The organism is Streptomyces sp. NRRL B-3229 (genome assembly GCF_000719505.1).
GTDB lineage: Bacteria > Actinomycetota > Actinomycetes > Streptomycetales > Streptomycetaceae > Streptomyces > Streptomyces griseorubiginosus.
On sequence record NZ_JOGP01000013.1, the window covers coordinates 160,569 to 179,491 of the forward strand.

General features: G+C 71.2%; 16 protein-coding genes. 13 read left to right on the forward strand and 3 right to left on the reverse strand.

All coding sequences use genetic code 11. The features are described 5' to 3' along the window. Positions 1-21: 21 nt before the first annotated feature. The gene (locus IF54_RS0122705; protein ID WP_030321544.1) at positions 22-2,184 is read right to left on the reverse strand and encodes an MMPL family transporter; all 2,163 of its coding nucleotides are present in this window, start codon (positions 2,182-2,184) and stop codon (positions 22-24) included. Between the two features lie 134 nt (positions 2,185-2,318). Here IF54_RS0122705 and rpe point away from each other — a divergent pair, with 134 nt between their 5' ends. The 5 genes from rpe to IF54_RS0122730 all read left to right on the forward strand — a co-directional run bounded on the left by rpe (position 2,319) and on the right by IF54_RS0122730 (position 7,926). Continuing rightward, positions 2,319-3,005: a ribulose-phosphate 3-epimerase gene (gene rpe, locus IF54_RS0122710; protein ID WP_030321546.1), complete on the forward strand. Its 687-nt coding sequence runs from the start codon at positions 2,319-2,321 to the stop codon at positions 3,003-3,005. Positions 3,006-3,083: 78 nt separating this feature from the next. Next, positions 3,084-4,127, forward strand: coding sequence for a sugar-binding transcriptional regulator (locus IF54_RS0122715; protein ID WP_030321547.1), 1,044 nt, complete (start codon positions 3,084-3,086; stop codon positions 4,125-4,127). A 237-nt stretch (positions 4,128-4,364) separates the two neighbouring features. Then, complete coding sequence (locus IF54_RS0122720; RefSeq protein WP_030321549.1) at positions 4,365-5,807, forward strand: GuaB1 family IMP dehydrogenase-related protein; 1,443 nt, start codon at positions 4,365-4,367, stop codon at positions 5,805-5,807. A gap of 198 nt (positions 5,808-6,005) precedes the next feature. Further along, a complete protein-coding gene (locus IF54_RS0122725; RefSeq protein ID WP_030321551.1) occupies positions 6,006-7,463 on the forward strand; it encodes an amino acid permease in 1,458 nt (485 codons plus the stop codon). 10 nt (positions 7,464-7,473) lie between these two features. Continuing rightward, positions 7,474-7,926 carry an Lrp/AsnC family transcriptional regulator gene (locus IF54_RS0122730; protein ID WP_020138123.1) on the forward strand — a complete coding sequence of 151 codons (453 nt, stop codon included), beginning with the start codon at positions 7,474-7,476 and terminating at the stop codon, positions 7,924-7,926. Here IF54_RS0122730 and IF54_RS0122735 read toward each other — a convergent pair. Together IF54_RS0122735 and IF54_RS0122740 are read right to left on the reverse strand one after the other, a co-directional pair. Next, the gene (locus IF54_RS0122735) at positions 7,919-8,377 is read right to left on the reverse strand and encodes a hypothetical protein (protein ID WP_030321553.1); all 459 of its coding nucleotides are present in this window, start codon (positions 8,375-8,377) and stop codon (positions 7,919-7,921) included. The genes IF54_RS0122730 and IF54_RS0122735 overlap by 8 nt on opposite strands. A gap of 15 nt (positions 8,378-8,392) precedes the next feature. Further along, entirely contained in the window at positions 8,393-9,133 is a 741-nt protein-coding gene (locus tag IF54_RS0122740) for a GntR family transcriptional regulator (protein ID WP_030321555.1), read from the reverse strand. A gap of 227 nt (positions 9,134-9,360) precedes the next feature. Here IF54_RS0122740 and IF54_RS0122745 point away from each other — a divergent pair, with 227 nt between their 5' ends. The 8 genes from IF54_RS0122745 to IF54_RS0122780 all read left to right on the forward strand — a co-directional run bounded on the left by IF54_RS0122745 (position 9,361) and on the right by IF54_RS0122780 (position 18,773). Further along, complete coding sequence (locus IF54_RS0122745; RefSeq protein ID WP_030321556.1) at positions 9,361-10,515, forward strand: ABC transporter substrate-binding protein; 1,155 nt, start codon at positions 9,361-9,363, stop codon at positions 10,513-10,515. Further along, the gene (locus IF54_RS0122750; protein ID WP_030321558.1) at positions 10,512-11,408 is read left to right on the forward strand and encodes an ABC transporter permease; all 897 of its coding nucleotides are present in this window, start codon (positions 10,512-10,514) and stop codon (positions 11,406-11,408) included. Before IF54_RS0122745 ends, IF54_RS0122750 begins: the two co-directional genes overlap by 4 nt. Then, positions 11,396-12,208 carry an ABC transporter permease gene (locus tag IF54_RS0122755; protein ID WP_030321561.1) on the forward strand — a complete coding sequence of 271 codons (813 nt, stop codon included), beginning with the start codon at positions 11,396-11,398 and terminating at the stop codon, positions 12,206-12,208. The genes IF54_RS0122750 and IF54_RS0122755 overlap by 13 nt, the downstream gene beginning before the upstream one ends. A gap of 3 nt (positions 12,209-12,211) precedes the next feature. Beyond that, a complete protein-coding gene (locus IF54_RS0122760; RefSeq protein WP_030321563.1) occupies positions 12,212-13,279 on the forward strand; it encodes an ABC transporter ATP-binding protein in 1,068 nt (355 codons plus the stop codon). A 76-nt stretch (positions 13,280-13,355) separates the two neighbouring features. Beyond that, positions 13,356-14,765: an HAD-IA family hydrolase gene (locus IF54_RS0122765; RefSeq protein ID WP_030321564.1), complete on the forward strand. Its 1,410-nt coding sequence runs from the start codon at positions 13,356-13,358 to the stop codon at positions 14,763-14,765. Positions 14,766-14,870: 105 nt separating this feature from the next. Then, entirely contained in the window at positions 14,871-16,094 is a 1,224-nt protein-coding gene (locus IF54_RS0122770) for an MFS transporter (RefSeq protein ID WP_037820404.1), read from the forward strand. A gap of 115 nt (positions 16,095-16,209) precedes the next feature. Continuing rightward, on the forward strand, positions 16,210-16,998 hold the full coding sequence (locus tag IF54_RS0122775; protein WP_030321567.1) for a carbon-nitrogen hydrolase family protein: 789 nt from the start codon (positions 16,210-16,212) through the stop codon (positions 16,996-16,998). Between the two features lie 74 nt (positions 16,999-17,072). Then, the gene (locus IF54_RS0122780) at positions 17,073-18,773 is read left to right on the forward strand and encodes a flavin monoamine oxidase family protein (RefSeq protein WP_030321569.1); all 1,701 of its coding nucleotides are present in this window, start codon (positions 17,073-17,075) and stop codon (positions 18,771-18,773) included. Positions 18,774-18,923 lie beyond the last annotated feature (150 nt).

An 18,923-nucleotide genomic window follows, 5' to 3' on the forward strand; every position in this document is an offset into this window, starting at 1 on the left:
TCATCCGAGCGACAGGGAAACCTAGTCGTTCGTCTGCTGCGCCGTTTCGGCCGGTCGCGCAGTTCCCCGCGCGCCTGGGTGGGTCGGCTCAGCCCCCTCCTGGGCAAGACTGTGCGGCCACCAGATCTTCTTTCCCACGTCCAGGAACAGGGACGTCACCAGGACCGACCGCACGATGAACGTGTCGATGAGGACGCCCAGCGCCACCGCGAAGCCGATCTCCGCGAAGCCGACCATGGGGAGGGTGCCGAGAGCGGCGAAGGTGCCGGCCAGGACCAGGCCGGCGGAGGTGATGACCGCGCCGGTCGCGGCCAGGCCCGTGACCACACCCGGCCGTGTGCCGCGGTGGGCCGCCTCCTCGCGGATCCGGGTGGTCAGGAAGATGTTGTAGTCGATGCCGAGGGCGACCAGGAAGACGAAGACGAACAGCGGGAAGTCCGTCGACTCGCCCGCGTAGTCGAAGAGGTGGCGGAAGGCCAGGGCGCTGATGCCCAGGGCCGCCGTGAAGGACAGGATCACGGTCCCGATCAGCAGCAGCGGGGCGATCAGGGCGCGCAGCAGTCCGCACAGGATCATCAGGACGACCGCCAGCACCAGCGGGATGATCAGGATGTTGTCGTGCGTGGTGGCCCTGTCCATGTCCAGCAGCGCGGCCGTACCGCCGCCGACCCGGGCATGGGCGTCCGGGACCGCGTGGACGGCGTCCCGGACCCGCTCGACCGTCCGTTTCGCGGCCTCGCTGTCGGCCGGGGCCGTCATCGTCCCCTCGAACAGGACCTTCCCCTCGTACACCGGTTTCGTGCCCGGCGGCAGACCGAGGGACTCCGGCACCACACCCCGTGTCCCCGCGACCGCCTCGCCCACCTGGCGTGCCTGCGCCTGGTTGCTGACGATCACCAAGGGGTCGCCGCTGCCTGCCGGGAAGTACTTCGCGGACACCTCCTGGCCGGTGATCGAGTCCGGTTTGCCGGTGAACGCGTCCGCGTTGGAGATGCCCTCGGCGCGCAGCTGGATCAGGCCCAGCGAGCACACCGCGAGGACCAGCGCCGTGATGATCCAGACCATGCGGGGCCGCTGGGCGATCCGGCGCCCGGTGCGGGCCCAGACGCCGGTCTCGATGCGGTCGGGGGCGCCGAAGCGCGGGGTCGCCGGCCAGAAGATCCAGCGGCCGAAGATCACCAGCAGGGCGGGGAACAGGGTCATCATCGCGAGCAGGGCGACCATGACCCCGATCGCGGCGACCGGGCCCAGACCGCGGGTCGAGTTCATCTCGGCGGCCAGCAGCACCAGCATGCTCAGGACGACGGTCGCGCCGGAGGCCAGCACGGCGGGGCCTGCGCGGTACAGGGCGCGGGCCATCGCCTCGTGGCGGTCCTCGTGATGGTGCAGTTCCTCCCGGTAACGGGCGACCAGCAGAAGGGCGTAGTCGGTCCCCGCCCCGAAGACGAGGACCGTCAGGATGCCCGCGCTCTGGCCGTTGACCGTGAGGCCCGCGTGCCGGGCGAGCAGGTAGATGAAGGCCTGTGCCGTGAAGAGTGCCGCGACCACCGAGAGCAGCGGGACGAGGAGCAGGGTGGGGCTGCGGAAGGTGATGAGCAGCATGACGATCACGACGCCCATGGCCGACAGCAGCAGGGTCGAGTCGATGCCCTCGAAGGCCTTGGAGAAGTCCGCGGAGGTGCCGCCGGGGCCGGTGATGTGCACGGCGAGTCCGTCGCCGCCCTTGCCGACCACGTCACGGAGCGAGTCGACCGCCGGGGCGATCTCCTGCCAGCCCTTCTCGTCCATGGTGATCGGGACGATGATCTGGGCCGCGCGCGGGTCGCTCGGCCGGTCGTAGACCGGTCCCCGGGTCTCCGGTCCGCGGATGCCGTGCGCCGTCAGCCGCTTGATCTCGGCGACGTCCTTCGCGATGGTGGCCCGTTCCCGCGCCGTGAGACCGCTCTCGCGCGCGTAGACGACGACCGCGGGGATCTGTTCCGGCCTGAAGTCCTCGGAGATCTGGAGGACCTGGGTCGACTCCGCGGAGCCGGGCAGCCAGGAGGCCGCGTCGTTGTCCTGGGCGTCGGTCAGCTTGGAGGCAAGCGGTGCCGTCAGGAACAGCACCACCAGCCACAGGGCCAGTACCACCCATTTCGCACGCCGTCCGCAGACGAAGTGCGCGATGCCTCGATTTCCGGTCATGGCCACCCCCGGCGCCACCAGTCGAGTCGAGCAGCCGCCCAGCATGGCACGCACAGCTCGTTCACAACATCCGATGAACGGCTTAGGTCCGGACCGGCGCGCCCCGTCGGGCCTCGGCATGGGAGGCTTGGGGTATGGCCGCGCAGATCAACCCCAGCATCCTGTCCGCCGACTTCGCCCGCCTCGCGGACGAGGCGAAGGCGGTCGAGGGAGCCGACTGGCTCCACGTCGACGTCATGGACAACCATTTCGTCCCGAACCTCACGCTCGGCGTGCCGGTCGTAGAGTCGCTGGCCCGTGCGACGGACACCCCGCTGGACTGCCATCTGATGATCGAGGCCCCCGATCGCTGGGCGCCCCAGTACGTAGAGGCGGGGGCCTCCTCCGTCACCTTCCACGTGGAGGCGGCCGCCGCTCCGGTGCGGCTGGCCCGGGAGATCCGGGCCAAGGGCGCGCGTGCCTCCATGGCGCTGAGGCCCGCGACGCCGATCGAGCCGTACGAGGACCTGCTCCCCGAGCTCGACATGCTGCTGATCATGACGGTCGAGCCCGGGTTCGGGGGGCAGGCGTTCCTCGACATCATGCTCCCCAAGATTCGCCGGACCCGCGAGTTGATCAGGAAGCACGGCCTTGAGCTGTGGCTCCAGGTCGACGGCGGGGTCTCGGCCGGCACCATCGAGCGCTGTGCGGAGGCGGGGGCCGACGTCTTCGTCGCGGGGTCCGCGGTGTACGGGGCGTCCGACCCGGTCGAAGCGGTACGTGCATTGCGCAAGCAGGCAGAGGAGGCGACCGCCAAGGCGTCGTGGGCGTGCGACCACTGAGCGTCAGGAACGTGAACGGCTTCGATCAGGGCTGATCAAGTGCGCCGGATCTGCAAGGATGAACGGCGAATCCAGAGTGTGAACAGCAGTGAGGAGATCGCCGTGTCGGGTATGTCGGCGGGCCGGTCAGCCATGCGGATGGGACCCGCTGAGCTGGTGCAGGCGGCGGCCATGGCCCGCCGCTTCTACCTCGAGGGCAAGTCCAAGATCCAGATCGCGGAGGAGTTCGGCGTCAGCCGCTTCAAGGTGGCCCGGGTCCTGGAGACCGCCCTCGAACGGGATCTCGTACGGATCGAGATCCGCGTGCCGGCCGAACTGGACGCCGAGCGCTCCGACGCGCTCCGCGCCCGGTACGGCCTCAGGCACGCCGTCGTGGTCGAGTCCCCGGCCGATGTCGAGGAGTCGCCCGACCCGGAGAACCTGGGGGAAGTGGCCGCCGACCTGCTCGGCGAGCTGGTCAACGAGGGGGATGTGCTGGGACTGGCGTGGGGCCGGTCCACCATCCACATGGCGGCGGCCCTGGACCGGCTGCCGCCCTGCACGGTCGTGCAGTTGACGGGTGTCTACGACGCCGGGACCGCCGAGCGCGGCTCGGTGGAGGCGGTACGGCGGGCCGCCCAGGTGTCCGGCGGGGACGCCCACCCCATCTACGCGCCGATGCTGCTGCCGGACGCGGCGACCGCGGCCGCGCTGCGCAACCAGACAGGGATCGCCCGGGCCTTCGAGTACTTCGACAAGGTCACGGTCGCCTGTGTCTCCATCGGCTCCTGGGAGCCCGGCATCTCGACGGTGCACGACATGCTCAGCGACGAGGAGCGCGGCCACTACGCCTCGCTCGGTGTCGCCGCCGAGATGTCCGCCCACCTCTTCGACGCCGAGGGCCGCCGCGTCGGGCGGGACCTCGGCGAGCGGTGCATCACCGTCAAGGCCGACCAGCTCCGCCGTATCCCCGAGGTCGTCGCGATCGCGGGCGGACAGCGGAAGGCGGCCGCGATCGACGCGGTGCTGCGGTCGGGGCTCGTCACCAGCCTGGTGACGGACACCTCCGCCGCGGACTCCCTGATGACTGCGGGCCCCGCCCCGAAGCCGGCCCTCAGCCGGGCGGACCCGGACGGGTCCTGACGGCGGGGCATACCGGCATGGCAGGAGGGGCGGTCACCGTGCGGTGGCCGCCCCTCCGCGCTGCTCGGGAACGGTGACCGGCTCGTCCTTGGAGGTTCGTCCCAACGCGCCTCCGGCCGGTCTGGACGATTCGCCCGTGGGTGACGGCGCGGCCGACGTGGGAGAATGAAGTACGTGCTCTTTCCCCCTGGCTGACCTGACCGGGGGCCGCCTCCGATCGACTGGGATGTGCAGCACGTGCGTTTCCTCAACGACATCCAGCCCCCGTACGACCTGACGTACGACGACGTCTTCATGGTCCCGAGCCGCAGTGCCGTCGGCTCGCGGCAGGGCGTGGACCTCAGCTCCCCGGACGGCACGGGGACCACTATTCCGCTGGTCGTCGCCAACATGACCGCCATCGCCGGGCGCCGCATGGCCGAGACGATGGCCCGGCGCGGCGGCCTCGTCGTCATCCCGCAGGACATCCCGATCGAGGTCGTCACCGAGGTCGTGTCCTGGGTGAAGAGCCGCCACCACGTCCTGGACACCCCGATCGTGCTGGCCCCGCACCAGACCGTCGCCGACGCCCTGGCCCTGCTGCCCAAGCGGGCGCACAACGCCGGCGTGGTCGTCGACGAGGCCGGCCGGCCCGTCGGTGTCGTCACCGACCAGGACCTGACCGGCGTCGACCGCTTCACCCAGCTGGAGGTCGTCATGTCGCGCGACCTGCTGCTCCTGGACGCCGACATCGACCCGCGCGAGGCCTTCAACCGGCTCGACACGGCCAACCGCCGCTACGCCCCGGCCGTCGACGAGGACGGCAAGCTCGCCGGCATCCTCACCCGCAAGGGCGCCCTCCGGGCCACGCTGTACACCCCGGCCGTCGACGCGCAGGGCAGGCTGCGGATCGCCGCCGCGGTCGGGATCAACGGCGATGTGGCGGGCAAGGCCAAGCAGCTGCTCGACGCGGGCGTGGACACGCTCGTCATCGACACCGCCCACGGCCACCAGGAGTCGATGATCACCGCGATCAGGACGGTCCGGGCGCTCGACCCGCAGGTCCCGATCGTGGCCGGCAACATCGTGGCCGCGGAAGGCGTCAGGGACCTCGTCGAGGCCGGTGCCGACATCATCAAGGTCGGCGTGGGCCCCGGTGCCATGTGCACCACCCGGATGATGACCGGCGTCGGCCGGCCGCAGTTCTCCGCCGTGCTGGAGTGCGCGGCCGAGGCGCGGAAGTACGGCAAGCACGTGTGGGCCGACGGCGGTGTACGGCACCCCCGCGACGTCGCCATGGCACTGGCCGCCGGCGCGTCCAACGTCATGATCGGTTCGTGGTTCGCGGGCACCTACGAGTCGCCGGGCGACCTCCAGCAGGACGCGAGCGGGCGGCTCTACAAGGAGTCGTTCGGCATGGCGTCCGCGCGGGCCGTGCGCAACCGTACGTCCGAGGAGTCGGCGTACGACCGGGCCCGCAAGGCGCTCTTCGAGGAGGGCATCTCCACCTCCCGGATGTTCCTCGACCCGGCCCGCCCGGGCGTCGAGGACCTGATCGACTCGATCATCGCGGGCGTGCGCTCCTCCTGCACCTACGCGGGTGCGAACTCCCTGGCCGAGTTCGCCGAGAAGGCGGTCGTCGGCATCCAGAGCGCGGCCGGCTACGCGGAGGGCAAGCCGCTGCACGCCAGCTGGAGCTAGGTCCGTCGCGAACGGCCCCCGCCGGGATGCGGGGGCCGTTCGCGTGCCCGGTCAGGGGCGTGCGCAACGAAGGGCCGCCCTTCGGTGCGGAACGCAACGATCTTGCGAGTGCGTGCAAGGTTGCTGCATTACGGCTGTGACCCCCGGCCTCATAGGGTGCTTCGCTGTACCCACCTGCAACGACGAAGGAGTCAGCGCGTGCTCGACCAAGGCGCACCCCCGCGACAGCGCACCCCACAGGCGACGGGGCTCGGCGCGCGCCTCATGCGGCGCAAGCCGGTGGAACGCCTCGTCGCCGAGGGCGGCCAGGGCGACGGAGGCGCGCTGCGGCGCTCCCTCGGCCTCTGGCAGCTGACGATGATCAGCATCGGCGCCACCCTCGGCACCGGGATCTTCGTGGTCCTCGGCGAGGCCGTGCCGAAGGCGGGCCCGGCCGTCACGCTGTCCTTCGTGATCGCCGGCCTGACCGCCCTGTTCTCGGCCCTCTCCTACGCCGAGCTGGCCGGCACCATCCCGGTCGCCGGATCCTCGTACTCCTACGCCTACGCGACCATGGGCGAGCTCGTCGCCTGGATATGCGGCTGGTGCCTGGTCCTGGAGTACGGCGTCTCGGTCGCCGCCGTGGCCGTCGGCTGGGGCGAGTACCTGAACGAGCTGCTCGACGGGACCATCGGCGTCACCATCCCGGACGCGCTGTCCGCCCCGCCCGGCGACGGCGGGGTCTTCAACCTGCCCGCGCTGATCGTCGTCCTCCTCGCGATGGCGTTCCTGCTCGGCGGCGCCCGCGAGTCGGCCCGCGCCAACACCGTCATGGTCGTCGTCAAGATCGCCGCGCTGGTGCTGTTCTGCGCGATCGGCGTCCAGGGCTTCCGCTCCGGCAACTACGAGCACTTCATGCCGCTGGGCATGGCGGGCGTGAGCGCGGCCGGGGCCACGCTGTTCTTCTCCTACATCGGCTTCGACGCCGCCTCCACCGCCGGTGAGGAGGCCAGGAACGCGCAGCGCGACCTGCCGCGCGCGATCATGCTGTCGCTGGTCATCGTGACCGCGCTGTACGTCCTGGTCGCGGCCGTCGCGGTCGGCGCGAAGCCCTGGCAGCACTTCAACGACTCCGAGGCCGCGCTCGCCCAGATCATGCGGGACGTCACGGGGCAGAGCCTCTGGGGCACCGTGCTGGCGTTCTGCGCGGTCGTCGCCATCGCGAGCGTGGTGCTGACCGTGCTCTACGGCCAGACGCGCATCCTCTTCGCGATGTCCCGGGACGGACTCGTGCCGAAGGTGTTCGGGCGGGTCCACCCGAAGACGGGCGCGCCCCGGGCCAACACGGTGATCGTGTCCCTGTTCTGCGGAGTGCTGGCCGCGGCGATCCCGCTGGGCCAGCTCGCCGACGCCACCAGCATCGGCACGCTCTTCGCCTTCGCACTGGTCAACATCGCCGTGGTGGTGCTGCGCCGGACCCGCCCGGACATGCCCCGCACGTTCCGCGTCCCGCTCTCGCCGGTCCTGCCCGCACTGGGCCTCGGCTTCTGCGTCTGGATGATGGGCAGCCTGTCCACCGTCACCTGGGTGGTCTTCGGGGTCTGGATGGCCGCCGGGCTCGTGTTCTACTTCGTGTACGGCCATCGCCGCTCCCGACTCGCAACACCCGAAGGCTGACCCACCCACCGTGCTGAACGATCTCGACGAACGCATCGTGCACGCCCTCGCCGAGGACGCCCGCCGCTCCTTCGCGGACATCGGGCAGATCGTCGGTCTGTCCGCGCCCGCGGTGAAGCGGCGCGTGGACCGGCTGCGCGCGACCGGAGCCATCACCGGCTTCACCGTGCGGGTGGACCCGGCGGCCCTCGGCTGGGAGACCGAGGGGTTCGTCGAGATCTACTGCCGGCGCAACACCTCCCCGGAGACCATCCAGCGGGGCCTGGAGCGCTACCAGGAAGTCGTGGCCGCCTCCACCGTCACCGGGGACGCCGACGCGGTGGTCCAGGTCTTCGCCTCCGACATGCGGCACTTCGAGCGGGTCCTGGAGCGGATCGCGGGGGAGCCGTTCGTGGAGCGCACCAAGTCGGTGCTGGTCCTCTCCCCGCTGCTCCGCCGCTTCTCCTCGGGCTCACCTACCTGACCGGCCCGGCCCGCCGCCGGACCCCCGCCAGCAGTCGCCCGGTGAGCAGGGCGTGCGCGCCGGAGGAGATCACCAGGAACCGGTAGAGGGCACCGAAGGGGCCGGGGAAGCGGGCCCGGGACTCGGCCCGCAGCAGGATGCGGCCGCCGTCGCGCCCCTCCAGGCGGAAGATCAGGGCGTACGTGGAGAAGCGGTGCCGCCCGATGAGGACCAGATCCCGTCCCCGGACCGCTTCGGCCACCCGGAACCCGGGGAATGCCGAGCCCTCCGCGAGGGGCCGCGGTCCGGACGCCGTACGGTCGGCGACGCCCACGAGACGGGCGTAGCGGGCGGCGCGGGGGCGGCCGAAGGACTCCTCCAGGGTCTCGCAGAGTGCCCGCCAGACGTCGCCCACGTCGGCCTGGACCAGTGTGGTGTGCTCGTCGATCCGGGGCAGTGCGGGGATGTTCACCGGAACCTCCTTCGTCTACTCCGCTGTCTTGCGGGCCAGGGCGTTGTTGTCTATCGAGTTGTGGACGCTGAAGCTCACCGCGTCCGAGCGGTAGCGGTCGTCCGACCATTCCACCGGGCGGCCCTCGCGGGTCGTGGTGACCCGGCGGACCCGCAGGAGGGGGCTGGTGCGGCGGATCTCCAGCAGCTCCGCGTCCCGTGCCCCCGCCGCCACCGCGTCGATCACGTGCTCGCCGTAGGCGAAGACCAACCCCGTGTCGTCGTACAGGCGTTGGGTGACCGAGGGGCAGTCGGGCTCGATGGTCTCGACGGTCGGGGAGATCCAGTCGGCGTACACCGTCCGCTCCAGCAACACCGGTTCACCGTCCAGGCCGCGCACCCGCAGGACATGCAACACAGGTGTGCCGAAGGCCAGTTGGAGACGGATGGAGTCCTCCTTGGAGGCCGGCCGGTACTCCTGCGAGACGACCTGCCCGGTGGCCTCGCGCCCCATCGCCCGGGCCCACTCGGCGAAGCTGCGCAGTTCCGCGAAGCTCTGGCTGCGACGGCTGGCGAGCACCACGCGCCGGGCGCCCTGGCGGGAGCCGATGAGCCCCTCCGCGGTGAGCGTCGCGACCGCCTGCCGGACCGTTCCTCGCGAGACGCCGTACTGCGCCGCGAGCTCCGTCTCGGCGGGCAGCAGACTGCCGACGGTGTACTCCTCGCGGTCGATCGCCCGGCGCAGCTCGTCGGCGATCTCCTCGTGTCGCGTCGGCATGCTTCCCCTCTGAGTCGAATGCTGTGCACAGCGTGACCAGCCTAGTCGACGTTCCGGCGGGTTCCCGGGTGCCACGGATTGTGCGGGAATTCGGGGGCCGGTGTTTCGACAGTGTTTACGAACAGGACACCAGCGGCAGCCTTACTGAGGCCAACTTGTTCAGACAAGTTCTCTCCTTCTTGACTCCTGTATGGCTCCTGCACCCTCGCGCGTCCCCTGGAGAAGCCGTGACCGTGTCCCTGCCGAGAACCGCCGCCGCCGGTGTTCTCGCCACCCTCGCCGCCCTCGCCCTGAGCGCCTGCGGCGCCGCCCCCGACACCACGTCGACGACCGCCGACGGCAAGAGCGCCGCCACCGCCACCTCCGCGGCCGACTTCGGCGGCCTGGACAAGCTGGTCGCCGCCGCCAAGAAGGAGGGCACGCTCAACGCCATCGCGCTGCCCCGCGACTGGGCCAACTACGGCGCCCTGATCGACGGCTTCCAGAAGAAGTACGGCATCAAGATCTCGGACGAGAACCCCGACGGCACCAGCCAGGACGAGATCAACGCCGTGACCTCCCGCAAGGGCCAGGACCGGGCACCCGACGTCCTCGACCTGGGCAGCTCCTTCGCGCTCAGCGCGGCCCAGCAGGGCCTGCTCGCGCCCTACAAGGTCCAGTCGTACGACGACATCCCCGCAGGCCAGAAGGACACACAGGCCCGCTGGTACAACGACTACGGCGGCTACATCTCCATCGGCTGCGACGCCAAGCGGGTCAAGACCTGCCCCACCACCTTCGCCGACCTGCTCAAGCCGCAGTACAAGGGCCAGGTCGCCCTCAACGGCAACCCCACCAAGTCCGGTTCGGCCTTCGGCGGCGTCTACGCGGCCGCGCTCGCGAGCGGCGGCTCCTTCGACGACATCCAGCCCGGCCTCGACTTCTTCGCCAAGCTGAAGAAGAACGGCAACTACACGCCCGTCGAGTCCACCCCGGCCACCGTCGAGAAGGGCGAGACCCCGATCAGCATCGACTGGGACTACCTGAACGCCGGGTACGCCGACGAGTTCAAGTCCAAGGGCGTCGACTGGAAGGTCACGGTACCGAGCGACGGCCAGTTCTCGCAGTACTACTCCCAGGCCATCAACAAGGACGCCCCGCACCCCGCGGCCGCCCGCCTGTGGCAGGAGTACCTCTACAGCACCGAGGGCCAGAACCTCTGGCTCAAGGGATACGCCCGCCCGGCCCTGATGACCGCCCTGGAGAAGGCCGGCACCCTCGACAAGGCCGCCGCGGCCAAGCTGCCCGAGGTCAGCGGAACGCCCAAGTTCCCGACCGAGGCCCAGCAGGACAAGGCCAAGACGGTCATCGCCGGGGGTTGGGCGAAGGCCGTCTCCGGATGACGGCCACCGCCGTACGAGTGGACCCGGCGCCCGCCGCCCAGGCCGGTCGGCGGCGCCGGTCCCTCGGCTGGGTCGCCGTCGTGCCCCTGCTCGCGTTCGTCGCGGTCGCCTTCGGGCTGCCCGCGATCGCCATGCTGGACGGCGCGTTCACCGCCAAGGACCCGGCCACCGGGGCCACTTCGTACACCCTCGACAACCTGACGACCTCCCTCAAAGGCGCGTACCTCACCGCACTCCTCGGCAGCGTGAAGCTGTCGGCGGTCTCTGCCGCGCTCGGCACCCTGGTCGGACTGCCGCTCGCCCAGGCCGTGGTGACCTCCCGCTTCCGTGCCCTGCGCGAGGCTGTGCTCACCGCGTCCGGGGTCCTCGCGAACTTCGGCGGGGTCCCGTTGGCCTTCGCCTTCGTCGCCACCCTCGGCAACGCGGGTGTGCTGACCCGGCACTTCGGTCTCACCGACAAGGGCTGGGACCTCTACAGCTTCTGGGGCCTGGTCGTCGTCTACCTGTACTTCCTGATCCCGCTGATGGTCCTCACCGTCACCCCGGCGCTCGACGGACTGCGCGTCCAGTGGCGCGAGGCCGCCCGGAACAACGGGGCGACGGCCGTGCAGTACTGGCGTTTCGTGGCCCTGCCCGTGCTGCTGCCCACGCTGCTCGGCGGGTTCGTGCTGCTCTTCGGCAGCGCCTTCGCCGCCTACGCCACCGCCGCCGCGATGGTGGGCAGTTCGATCCCGCTGGTCACCCTCCAGATCGCCGACGCGATCTCCGGCAACGTGCTGGTCGGCCAGGAGAACGTGGCGCTCGCCCTCAGCCTCGACATGGTCCTGGTCGCCGGCCTGGTCATGGCCGTCTACCTGCCCCTTCAGCGAAGGAGCGCCCGATGGCTCGCCTGAACCTGTGGCGGTGGGGCGTGCTCGGCCTCGCCGGACTGTACTTCCTGGTGCCGCTGGCCGCGTCCGTCGTCTTCACCGTCGACGTGCCCGGCCAGGGGATCACCTTCGACGCCTACACCCAGATCTTCTCCACCGCCGGGTTCGTCTCCAGCCTGCTGCTCTCGCTGGAGCTGGCCCTCGCCACCATCGCCGTCGTACTGCTCCTGATGGTGCCCGCGATGGTAGCCCTGCGGCTCGGGGCGCCCCGGCTGCGGCCCGTCGTCGAGGTGGTGTGCTCGCTTCCCCTGGTCGTGCCGCCCATCGCGTTCGTCGCCGGCATCGGCACGGTCCTCAAATGGGGTCCCGACCACCTCTCCCGCACCCCGCTGTTCGAGACCTTCGTGGCGATCCAGAACCCCGACTTCCCCTTCGTCCTGGTCCTGGCCTACGTCGTGATGGCCCTGCCCTTCGTCTACCGGGCCCTGGACGCCGGTCTCCGGGCCGTCGACGTCCGCACCCTCGTCGAGGCCGCCCGCAGCTGCGGTGCCGGCTGGCCGCAGGCCCTGGTCCGGGCCGTCCTGCCCAACCTGCGGGGCGCCCTGCTCAACGCATCCTTCCTCACCCTGGCCCTGGTGCTCGGCGAGTTCACCGTGGCCCAGCTGCTGGGCTTCCAGCCCTTCGCGGTGTGGATCGTCAACGTCAGTGGCTCGCAGGCCCAGTTGTCCGTCGCCGTGTCCGTGCTCAGCCTGCTCGTGACGTGGGTGCTGCTCCTCGTCCTGGCCGGCTTCGGCGGCCGTACCCGTACCGCTTCCCGGGGATGACCCATGACCCTCCTTGACACGACCCAGACGACCGCGGCCACCGTCGAATTCCAGGGCCTCAGGAGGGAGTTCGGCGCGACCGTCGCCCTCGACGGACTCGACCTGACCGTGCGGCCGGGTGAACTCCTCGCGCTGCTCGGTCCCTCCGGCTGCGGCAAGACCACCGCGCTCAGGATGCTCGCCGGCTTCGAACACCCCGACTCCGGGCGGGTGCTGGTGGACGGCGAGGACGTGAGCCGCGTCCCGGCCCACCGCCGGGACGCCGGGATGGTCTTCCAGTCGTACAGCCTCTTCCCGCATCTCGACGCCCTCGACAACGTGGCCTTCGGACTGCGCATGCGCAAGGTCCGCACCGCCGAACGGCGGGCCAGGGCAGCGGAGTTGCTGGAACTCGTGGGGCTCGCCGACCAAGGCGGGCGGTTCCCGCACCAGCTCTCCGGCGGACAGCAACAGAGGGTCGCGCTGGCCCGCGCGCTCGCCCTGCGCCCACGCGTCCTGCTGCTCGACGAGCCCCTGTCCGCGCTGGACGCCAAGGTGCGGCTCAGCCTCCGTGAGGAGATCCGGCGCCTCCAGCAGGAACTCGGCATCACTGCCCTCTTCGTCACCCACGACCAGGAGGAGGCCCTGTCCATGGCCGACCGGGTCGCCGTGATGCACGCCGGCCGGCTCGAACAGTGCGCCACCCCGGGCGAGTTGTACGGCCGCCCCGCCACCGCGTTCGTCGCCGAGTTCGTCGGCACGATGAGCCGGATCCCCGGTCGGCTCGCCCAGGACACGGTCGAGGTGCTCGGGCAGCGGCTGCCGGTCGACGGTCCGGTGCCGGCGGCGACCGAGGTCGACGTGCTGGTGCGTCCGGAGGCCGTGCGGCTGCGGACCGAGGCCGACGGGACGTCCCGGGTGGTCGCCACGTCCTTCCTGGGCGCGGTCGTCCGCGTCACCGTCCGGCTCGCCGACGGCACCGAGGTCAAGGCCGATCTGCCCGCCCACGAGTCCGCCGAGCTCACCGCCGGGGCCGCGGTGACCGTGTCCCTGCCCGAGCGGCCGGTGCTGGTGGCGGAGCGCACGCGCTGACCGGTGCTGGTGGCGGAGCGCGTCCGCTGACCGTCGTACGACCGCCGATTCCCCCCCCCACACGAAAGAGATCACCGTGACTCGACTCCCGCTCCAGGCCGTCCTGTTCGACATGGACGGCACGCTCGTCGACACCGAGCGCCTGTGGTGGGAGGCGGTGGAACAGGTAGCCGGGCGGCCCCTGACCGGGGCGGACCGGCCGGACGTGCTCGGCCGCCCGGTCGAGCACACCGCCGCCTGGCTGGCCGCGGCCACCGGCAGTCCCGTCGGAGACCTCGCCGACACCCTCCACCGCGAGTTCGCCGATCGCGTCCGCACCGGAGTCGTGCCCCGCCCCGGCGCGCTCGACCTGCTCGACTCGCTGGCCCGCGAGGGCGTCCCGACCGCCCTGGTCACTGCGTCGCCCCGGGCCGTCGCCGAAGTCGTCCTCCAGGCACTGGGAGGCGCGAGCCGGTTCGCCGTCTCCGTCACCGCCGACGACACCGAGCACACCAAACCCGCCCCCGACCCCTACCTCACCGCCTGCCGCGCCCTCGGCGTGGACCCCGTGAACTGTGTTGCCGTCGAGGACACCGAGACCGGCGTCCGCTCCGCCGAGGCGGCCGGCTGCGCGGTCCTCGCCGTGCCCTCGCTCGCCCCCATCGAGCCGGCCCCGGGCCGTACGGTCCTCGAAGGGCTGGAGGACGTCACCGTGCCCCGGCTGCGCGCCCTGCTGCCGTACCGGCTCCGCGTGATGACCTGGAACCTCTGGTACGGCGGCACCAAGGTCCACGACCACCGCGCCAAGCAGCTCAAGGTCATCGCCGAGACCGGTGCGGACGTGGTCGGACTCCAGGAGACCTACGGCACCGCCGCCGAGGAGCTCGCCGAGGCGCTGGGCTGGCACCACCACAGCGCCGGACCCAACCTCGGCGTCATCAGCCGCTTTCCCGTCACGGCCGTGCTGGGCGACCCGGACGTCGGGTTCTACGGGGCCGCCGGCGCGCGGATCGCCGTAGAAGGCGAGGAGGTCGACATCTGGACGGCACACCTCGACGCCGAGCACTACGGGCCCTACGCGTCCGAGCCGCTCGCCCACGAGGAGGTACGGCTCGGACAGCTGCGGGAGGCGCTGCGCCGGATCGGGGACACCGCGCCCGCCGTCCTCGTCGGGGACTTCAACTGCCCCTCCCACCTGGACTGGCCGGACGTCGAGTGGCCGGTGACGAAGGCGGCGGAGGAGGCGGGGTTCCGGGACTCCTACCGGGAGGCGCATCCCGACGCCGAGCGGGAGCCCGGGCACACCTGGTCCCCGGTCCACGCCGAGCCCGAGCCCCAGGACCGGATCGACTTCGTGCTGCACCGGGGGCTGCGGGTCCTCGACTCACGGACGTACGTCACGGGCACGCCCCGGACCTGGCCGGATGTCGAGGACAACGACTGGCCCTCCGACCACGCCGCCGTGATCACCACATTTTCGCTGGGCAGCGGTCCCGGAACTGTCTAGCATCGGTCACATGACCTGGCGACATTGATCCACCAGCCGTGCCTCCCGAGGGCCGCCTCGGACGCCGTGCCCACGACGTCCGAACCGCCCTTCCGGGAAGGCCTCATGACACTCTCACCCGCACGTGTGCCCGCGACCGGCGTCCGCCGGCTGACGACCACGCTGTACGGCTACGCGTTCCTCGACGACCTTGTCCTGCTCTACCCGGTGTACGCGCTGCTCTTCGCCGACACCGGCCTGCCGCTGTGGCAGATCTCCTCGCTGTTCGCCCTGTGGTCCCTCACGGCCGTGGTCCTCGAGGTGCCCTCGGGCGCCTGGGCCGACACCGTCTCGCGCCGTCGGCTGCTGTGGATCGGCCCGCTGCTCACCGCGGCCGGCTTCGCGCTGTGGGTGACCGTCCCGTCGTACGGCGCCTTCGCGCTGGGCTTCGTCCTGTGGGGAGCCGGCGGTGCCCTCGGTTCCGGTTCGCTGGAGGCGCTGGTCTACGACGAGATGGAACGGCTCGGCGCCGCCGACCGGTACGCGCGCGTGATGGGACGCACCCGCGCGGCCCGGCTGCTGGCCGCCGTGGCCGCGATGGGACTCGCCGGACCGGTCCTCGCGCTCGGCGGCTACCCGGCCGTGGGCGCCGGCAGCGTCCTCGCCTGTCTGCTGGCCGCGCTGACGGCGACCCGGCTGCCCGAGCACCGGGTACCGGCCGCGAAGGGGAGCACGAGCTGGTCGGCGACCCTGCGGGCCGGAGTCGCCGAGGCCCGCGGCGACCGGGCGGTCCGGGGCGCCCTGCTGCTGATCCCGGCCGTCGCCGCGGTGTGGGGCGCACTCGACGAGTACGTCTCGCTGCTGATCCGGGACCTCGGCGTGGCCGAGACCACCGTGCCCTGGCTGGTCCTGCTGGTCTGGACGCTGGTCACCCTCGGCAGCCTGTTCGCCGGGCCCGCCGAACGCCTCGGCACCCGGGGACTCGCCGCGCTGATCGCCGCAGCCGCCCTCGCCCTGGCCGTCGGCGCGGGCATCCGCACCCCGGCCGGTATCGCCCTCGTCGGCCTCGCCTTCGCCGGCTTCCAGCTGGCCGAGGTCCTCGCCGACGTCCGCCTCCAGCACCGCATCGACGACGCCCGGCGGGCCACCCTCACCTCGGTCGCGAGCCTGGGCACGGAACTGGTCACGGTCGCCGTGTTCGGCGTCTACACCCTGCTCGGAACGTCGCTGCCACACAGCACGGTCTTCGTCATCCTGTCCGTGCCGTATCCGGTGACGGCACTGGTGCTGGCCCGGGGCCGCCGGCGTCCGCGCAACGAATCGCCGCAGGAGCGCCTGAGCACGCAATGAACCGCTCACCGGCGCGCAACGGCTCCTTCTTGTTCGCGCCGGTGAGCCGCCCGTACCTTCTATATGGCCCGCTACGTGGCCCCCACATCCACCCTCCGCCCGGTGAGGATCACGCATGCGCACCGCCCTGCTCCAGAGCTCCGGCCGCCCCGGTTCCGTCGAGACGAACCTCAAGGTTCTCGACGAGGCCGCGGCCTCGGCCGCCGCCGCGGGTGCCGCGCTGCTGGCCGCTCCGGAGATGTTCCTCACCGGGTACGCGATCGGCGACGACATCGCACGCCTCGCCGAGGAGGCCGACGGGGAGGGCGCCGACGCGGTCGCGGAGATCGCCGCACGGCACGGCCTCGCCGTCGCCTACGGATATCCCGAGCGGTCGGGCGACACCGTGTTCAACTCCGCCCAGCTGATCTCCGCCGACGGCACCCGCCTCGCCAACTACCGCAAGACCCACCTCTTCGGCTGCTTCGAGCGCGACCACTTCACGCCGGGGGAGCAGCCGGTGGTCCAGGCCGAACTCGGCGGTCTGCGCGTCGGGTTGATGATCTGCTACGACGTCGAGTTCCCGGAGAACGTCCGCGCCCACGCCCTCGCCGGGACCGACCTGCTCCTCGTGCCCACGGCCCAGATGCACCCGTTCCAGTTCGTCGCCGAGTCCCTGGTGCCGGTGCGGGCCTGGGAGAACCAGATGTACGTCGCCTACGTCAACCGGGTCGGCCAGGAAGGGGAGTTCGACTTCGTCGGTCTCTCCGTGCTGGCCGGCCCCGACGGAGTGGCCCGAGCCCGCGCCGGACGCGCTGCGGACCTGATCCTCGCCGACGTCGACCCCGCCTTCCTCGCCGCCTCCCGCGAGACCAACCCGTATCTGAAGGACCGCCGGCCCGGCCTCTACGGGTCCCTCGTCTGAACCACCCGCTCGCCTTCGGGTCCCAGGCCTGACCACCCGCCTGCCCCGAGCCCCCTTCAAGGAGCCCGTACCCCATGACGTCCACCGTGCCCAACGCCGTCGAGCACGCAGACGCGCAGCAGCCGCCGATCACCATGTTCGGGCCGGACTTCCCCTACGCCTACGACGACTTCCTCGCCCACCCGGCGGGCCTCGGACAGATACCGGCCACCGAACACGGCACCGAGGTCGCGGTGATCGGCGGCGGTCTCTCCGGCATCGTGGCCGCGTACGAGCTGATGAAGATGGGCCTCAAGCCGGTCGTCTACGAGGCCGACCGGATCGGCGGCCGGCTGCGGACCGTGGGCTTCGAGGGCCAGGGCACCGAGGGCCTGACCGCGGAGATGGGCGCGATGCGCTTCCCGCCCTCATCCACTGCCCTCCAGCACTACATCGACCTCGTCGGCCTGGAGACCCGCCCCTTCCCCAACCCCCTTGCGGAAGGCACCCCTTCGACGGTCGTCGACCTCAAGGGCGAGTCCCACTACGCCGAGACGATCGCCGACCTCCCGCAGGTCTACCGCGATGTCGCCGAGGCCTGGAACAAGTGCCTCGAAGAGGGCGCCGACTTCACCGACATGAACCGCGCCCTGCGCGAGCGGGACGTGCCGCGCATCCGCGAGATCTGGTCGCGGCTCGTGGAGAAGCTCGACAACCAGACCTTCTACGGCTTCCTCTGCGACTCCGAGGCGTTCCGCTCCTTCCGGCACCGCGAGATCTTCGGCCAGGTCGGCTTCGGCACCGGCGGCTGGGACACCGACTTCCCCAACTCCATCCTGGAGATCCTGCGAGTCGTCTACACCGAGGCCGACGACCACCACCGCGGGATCGTGGGCGGCTCGCAGCAGTTGCCGCTGCGGCTGTGGGAGCGCGAGCCGGAGAAGATCGTGCACTGGGCGTACGGCACCTCCCTGAAGTCCCTGCACGTGGACGGTGAACCGCGCCCCGCCGTGACCCGCCTGCACCGCACCGCGGGCAACCGGATCACCGTGACCGACGCCGGAGGGGACATCCGCACCTACCGGGCGGCGATCTTCACCGCCCAGTCCTGGATGCTGCTCTCGAAGATCGCCTGCGACGACTCGCTCTTCCCGATCGACCACTGGACGGCGATCGAGCGCACGCACTACATGGAGTCGTCGAAGCTCTTCGTCCCCGTGGACCGGCCGTTCTGGCTGGACAAGGACGAGGAAACCGGCCGGGACGTCATGTCGATGACCCTCACCGACCGGATGACCCGCGGCACCTACCTGCTGGACGACGGTCCGGACAAGCCGGCCGTCATCTGCCTCTCCTACACATGGTGCGACGACAGCCTGAAGTGGCTGCCGCTGTCCGCGAACGAGCGGATGGAGGTCATGCTGAAGTCCCTCGGCGAGATCTACCCGAAGGTCGACATCAGGAAGCACATCATCGGCAGCCCGGTCACCGTGTCCTGGGAGAACGAGCCCTACTTCATGGGCGCGTTCAAGGCCAACCTGCCCGGCCACTACCGCTACCAGCGGCGCCTGTTCACCCACTTCATGCAGGACCGGCTGCCCGCCGACAAGCGGGGCATCTTCCTCGCCGGCGACGACATCTCCTGGACGGCCGGCTGGGCCGAGGGCGCGATCCAGACGGCCCTGAACGCGGTCTGGGGCGTCATGCACCACTTCGGCGGCGAGACCGACGCGACGAACCCCGGCCCGGGGGACGTGTACGACGAGATCGCGCCGGTGGAACTGCCGGAGGACTAGACCTGGTCGTGTCCGGGTCGGTCCGGCACCGGGATTGCCCGAGGTCGGCCCGGCACCGGGATTGCCCGAGGTCGGTCCGGCAGCGAGTTAGCCCGAGGTCGGCCCGGCACCGGGGTAGCCCGAGACCGGTCCGGCAGCGGGCTAGCTCAA

Bases quoted from the DNA above. Each gene is read 5' to 3' on its own strand.
- IF54_RS0122705 (WP_030321544.1), bottom strand. From the start codon at position 2,184: ATGACCGGAAATCGAGGCATCGCGCACTTCGTCTGCGGACGGCGTGCG.
- rpe (WP_030321546.1), top strand. From the start codon at position 2,319: ATGGCCGCGCAGATCAACCCCAGCATCCTGTCCGCCGACTTCGCCCGC.
- IF54_RS0122740 (WP_030321555.1), bottom strand. From the start codon at position 9,133: ATGCCGACGCGACACGAGGAGATCGCCGACGAGCTGCGCCGGGCGATC.
- IF54_RS0122750 (WP_030321558.1), top strand. From the start codon at position 10,512: ATGACGGCCACCGCCGTACGAGTGGACCCGGCGCCCGCCGCCCAGGCC.
- IF54_RS0122755 (WP_030321561.1), top strand. From the start codon at position 11,396: ATGGCTCGCCTGAACCTGTGGCGGTGGGGCGTGCTCGGCCTCGCCGGA.
- IF54_RS0122760 (WP_030321563.1), top strand. From the start codon at position 12,212: ATGACCCTCCTTGACACGACCCAGACGACCGCGGCCACCGTCGAATTC.
- IF54_RS0122770 (WP_037820404.1), top strand. From the start codon at position 14,871: ATGACACTCTCACCCGCACGTGTGCCCGCGACCGGCGTCCGCCGGCTG.
- IF54_RS0122775 (WP_030321567.1), top strand. From the start codon at position 16,210: ATGCGCACCGCCCTGCTCCAGAGCTCCGGCCGCCCCGGTTCCGTCGAG.
- IF54_RS0122780 (WP_030321569.1), top strand. From the start codon at position 17,073: ATGACGTCCACCGTGCCCAACGCCGTCGAGCACGCAGACGCGCAGCAG.